At 58.0% G+C, this 5,175-nt stretch carries 1 tRNA gene and 3 rRNA genes; all 4 read left to right on the top strand.

The features are described from left to right. Positions 1–1,400, top strand: a 16S ribosomal RNA gene (locus DVK07_RS18920); the annotation flags it as partial. Positions 1,401–1,571: 171 nt separating this feature from the next. Continuing rightward, positions 1,572–1,643, top strand: a tRNA-Ala gene (locus DVK07_RS18915). 272 nt (positions 1,644–1,915) lie between these two features. Further along, positions 1,916–4,829, top strand: a 23S ribosomal RNA gene (locus DVK07_RS18910). 141 nt (positions 4,830–4,970) lie between these two features. Beyond that, positions 4,971–5,092, top strand: a 5S ribosomal RNA gene (rrf, locus tag DVK07_RS18905). Positions 5,093–5,175 lie beyond the last annotated feature (83 nt).

Raw genomic sequence — 5,175 nt, 5'->3', positions numbered from 1 at the left:
GACTCGTGGCGAATAGCTCAGTAACACGTGGCCAAACTACCCTTCGGAACACAATACCCTCGGGAAACTGAGGCTAATAGTGTATACCACATCACCACTGGAATGAGTGATGTGCCAAACGCTCCGGCGCCGAAGGATGTGGCTGCGGCCGATTAGGTAGACGGTGGGGTAACGGCCCACCGTGCCAATAATCGGTACGGGTCATGAGAGTGAGAACCCGGAGACGGAATCTGAGACAAGATTCCGGGCCCTACGGGGCGCAGCAGGCGCGAAACCTTTACACTGCACGACAGTGCGATAGGGGGATCCCAAGTGCACAGGCATAGCGCCTGTGCTTTTCGGTACCGTAAGGTGGTACCAGAATAAGGGCTGGGCAAGACCGGTGCCAGCCGCCGCGGTAATACCGGCAGCCCAAGTGATGGCCGATCTTATTGGGCCTAAAGCGTCCGTAGCTGGCCGCGCAAGTCCATCGGGAAATCCACCTGCTCAACAGGTGGGCGCCCGGTAGAAACTGCGTGGCTTGGGACCGGAAGGCGCGACGGGTACGTCCGGGGTAGGAGTGAAATCCCGTAATCCTGGACGGACCGCCGATGGCGAAAGCACGTCGCGAGGACGGATCCGACAGTGAGGGACGAAAGCCAGGGTCTCGAACCGGATTAGATACCCGGGTAGTCCTGGCCGTAAACAATGTCTGCTAGGTGTGGCTCCCACTACGAGTGGGTGCTGTGCCGTAGGGAAGCCGCTAAGCAGACCGCCTGGGAAGTACGTCCGCAAGGATGAAACTTAAAGGAATTGGCGGGGGAGCACTACAACCGGAGGAGCCTGCGGTTTAATTGGACTCAACGCCGGACATCTCACCAGCATCGACTGTAATAATGACGACCAGGTTGATGACCTTGTCCGAGTTTCAGAGAGGAGGTGCATGGCCGCCGTCAGCTCGTACCGTGAGGCGTCCTGTTAAGTCAGGCAACGAGCGAGACCCGCACCCTTACTTGCCAGCAGTATCGCGAGATAGCTGGGGACAGTAGGGGGACCGCCGTGGCTAACACGGAGGAAGGAACGGGCAACGGTAGGTCAGTATGCCCCGAATGTGCTGGGCAACACGCGGGCTACAATGGTCGAGACAAAGGGTTCCTACTCCGAAAGGAGACGGTAATCTCAGAAACTCGATCGTAGTTCGGATTGTGGGCTGCAACTCGCCCACATGAAGCTGGATTCGGTAGTAATCGCGTGTCACAAGCGCGCGGTGAATACGTCCCTGCTCCTTGCACACACCGCCCGTCAAAGCACCCGAGTGAGGTCCGGATGAGGCGTTCCACGAACGTCGAATCTGGGCTTCGCAAGGGGGCTTAAGTCGTAACAAGGTAGCCGTAGGGGAATCTGCGGCTGGATCACCTCCACCGACCCGAGACTCGCCCTCTGGGCGAGCTCACCTTACGACCGTCACCACGACGGTCACTACTCATTCGCATTGGACTGTGTACGTCCGCCCACCCACCGGCTTGGACACCTTAGAACGACCACGGCTCACACAACACGCGAGACACCAGACCTTCCCCTCGCGGGAAGGTGGGCTCATAGCTCAGCGGTAGAGTGCCTCCCTTGCAAGGAGGATGCCCTGGGTTCGAATCCCAGTGAGTCCATGTCCGTTCGGTCCGAATCCGTCCCCTTAAGTGGGAGACGCGACTCGGACAGAACACGACGACCGATGCACCATCCCGGGAAACCGCGGATGGGAAGGGTTCGACGAACGCCCCGTCACACCCGGGGCGATTCAATGACAACCGTGTATACGTGCGATCCAGACGTCCACTGAACTCATCCGAGTTCGTGGAACGTCAGTGAACCATATACAGTCGGGTGACATTACGTCACTTGACACCGTCAGCACTCTCTTCTGGAGAGTTGGCTGACACACTACTGGCTACTGTGCCAGCTGGTGAATGGCTCGGCTCGAGAGCCGACGACGGACGTGCCAAGCTGCGAAAAGCTCGTGGGACCCGCATGGAGGGAAAGAACACGAGATCTCCCAATCGGAATCCGTTCAACAATTGCCACGCGCAATAGGGAACGCCCTGAATTGAAACATCTCAGTAAGGGCAGGAAAAGAACGCAAACGCGATGTCGTCAGTAACCGCGAGTAAACGCGACACAGCCCAAACCGAAGGTCTTCGGACCAATGTGGTGTTCGGGTTGACAACCAAATCTCGACACTCTCTCAGAAGTCTCCTGGAACGGAGCGTGAAACAGGGTGACAACCCCGTATGAGAGAGCAGTACGGATGGCGTCAAATCCAGAGTAGCAGGGGTCGGATATCCTCTGTGAACATCTCAGGCATCCCCTGAGAAGGCTAAACACTCCTCGAGACCGATAGCGAACAAGTAGCGTGAGCGAACGCTGAAAAGCACCCCGAGAAGGGCGGTGCAATAGGGCCTGAAATCAGCTGGCGATCGAGCGACAGGGCGTACAAGGCGTCTCTCGAAACGACCGAGGAGCGATCCTCTAGTAGGAAGAGAGACGAGCCGGCGTCGTGTCGTGCGTTTTGAAAAACGACCCAGGGAGTGCACTTGATTGGCGAGTCTAACCCGTGAACCGGGGAAGGCGCAGGGAAACCGATACGGCCGCAGCATTGCGAGGGCCACCGTGTTCAAGCGCGGGGAGTCAATCAGGTGCGACCCGAAACCAGGCGATCTACGCGCGAGCAAGGTGAAGCGTGGCGAAAGCCACGTGGAGGCCTGTTAGAGTTGGTGTTCTACAATACCCTCTCGTGACTCGTGTGTAGGGGTGAAAGGCCCATCGAGCCTGGCAACAGCTGGTTCCAACCGAAACATGTCGAAGCATGACCTCTTCCGAGGTAGCCCGCGGGGTAGAGCTACCGATTGGATGACCCGCCTCCGAGAGGAGTCGGCCATCCTGTCGAACTCCAAACCCGCAGGCGCCGCAGACGAAGGGAGTCCGGTGCGCGGGGTAAGCCTGTGTACCGTGAGGGGAACAACCCAGAGCCGGGTTAAGGTCCCAAAGTGTAGATTAAGTGCGATTCGAAGGTGGTCTCAAGCCCTAAACAGCCGGGAGGTGAGCTTAGAAGCAGCTACCCGCTAAGAAAAGCGTAACAGCTTACCGGCCGAGGTTTGAGGCGCCCAAAATGATCGGGGCTCAAATCTACCACCGAGACCTGGCCGTATCCGTGAAAGGATAACCGCGTAGGTTGGCGTACTGGTCGGACGGAAGCCCGGGCGAGAGCTCGTGTGGACCGTCCAGTAACGACAATCCTGGTCACAGTAGCAGCGATAGTCGGGTGAGAACCTCGACGGCCTGAAGAGCAAGGGTTCCTCGGCACTGCCGTTCAGCCGAGGGTTAGCCGGTCCTAAGGTGTACCACAACTTGACTACACCGACGGGAAGCTGGTTAATATTCCAGCGCCATCGTGCAGTAAACGCCGACGCCGTGTGGAACGCTGAGCCGGGCACTCGCCCGGTCGAATCGTGGAAACTCGTGGAAACCGTCACGGTACGAAGCGAGCGAAACGCGAAATAGCGAAAGTCAGCCGTACATAGGGCCCGTGAAAAGGCAAGCACGATGTCCGTACCGAGATCCGACACAGGTGCTCTGCCAGCGCAAGGCAAGGCCTGTCGGGAGAACCGACGTTAGGGAATTCGGCAAGTTAGTCCCGTACCTTCGGAAGAAGGGATGCCTGCTCTCGACGGAGCAGGTCGCAGTGACTCGGGCGCTCCGACTGTCTAGTAACAACACAGGTGACCGCAAATCCGCAAGGACTCGTACGGTCACTGAATCCTGCCCAGTGCGGGTATCTGAACACCTCGTACAAGAGGACGAAGGACCCGTCAACGGCGGGGGTAACTATGACCCTCTTAAGGTAGCGTAGTACCTTGCCGCTTCAGTAGCGGCTTGCATGAATGGATAAACGAGAGCGCCACTGTCCCAACGTTGGACCCGGTGAACTGTACGTTCCAGTGCGGAGTCTGGAGACCCCCAAGGGGAAGCGAAGACCCTATAGAGCTTTACTGCAGGCTGTCGCTGAGACGTGGTCGCCGATGTGCAGCATAGGTAGGAGTCGTTACACAGGTACGTGCGCCAGCACGCCACCGAGACAGCATTGAAATACTACCCGTCGGTGACTGCGACTCTCACTCCGGGAGGAGTACACCGGTAGCCGGGCAGTTTGACTGGGGCGGTACGCGCTCGAAAAGATATCGAGCGCGCCCGAAGATCATCTCAGCCGGGTCGGGAATCCGGCGAAGAGCGCAAGAGCACAAGATGGTCTGACAGTGTTCTTCCCAACGAGGAACGCTGACGCGAAAGCGTGGTCTAGCGAACCTACGAGGTTCCGGAATGGGACCCGTAGATGACAGAAAAGCTACCTTAGGGATAACAGAGTCGTCACTCGCAAGAGCACATATCGACCGAGTGGCTTGCTACCTCGATGTCGGTTCCCTCCATCCTGCCCGTGCAGAAGCGGGCAAGGGTGAGGTTGTTCGCCTATTAAAGGAGGTCGTGAGCTGGGTTTAGACCGTCGTGAGACAGGTCGGCTGCTATCTATTGGGGGTGTGAGGTACCTGACGTGAACGAACGTATAGTACGAGAGGAACTACGTTTGGTCGCCACTGGTGTATCGGTTGTCCGGAAGGGCAGATGCCGAGTAGCCACGCGACACGGGGTAAGAGCTGAACGCATCTAAGCTCGAAACCCACATGGAAAAGAGGTACCACAGAGGTCACTCGTAGAAGACGAGTTCGATAGACTCGGGGTGTACGCACCGAGGCAACGAGGTGTTAAGCCCACGAGAACTAACAGACCGAGCCACATTCATTGGCGCTGACGCGCCACGACTCGCATGAGTTCAGGCGGTATCTGGATCGCACGTAATACACGGTTGGTATCGAACCAGACCGACACAGGCGTCTCGCTGTAGAGAATACAGCGAGTCTCGGTTCGAGTCCGGGAGTCGGCGTGAAGGCGGCCAGAGCGGTAGGGAAACACCCGTACCCATTCCGAACACGGAAGTTAAGCCTACCAGCGTATCGTGAAGTACTGGAGTGAGCGATCCTCTGGGAACCACGAGTCGCCGCCTGCCCACTCATACGGGAGTATTCCCACCAAGCCCACGGACAGCGCGTCCGTGGGCTTTTTTCATATCCAGCGACCCACCGCGCTCGC

This window comes from Halorubrum sp. Atlit-26R (assembly GCF_003666015.1).
Lineage (GTDB): Archaea > Halobacteriota > Halobacteria > Halobacteriales > Haloferacaceae > Halorubrum.
This window is presented reverse-complemented; position numbering and strand designations above follow the sequence as displayed.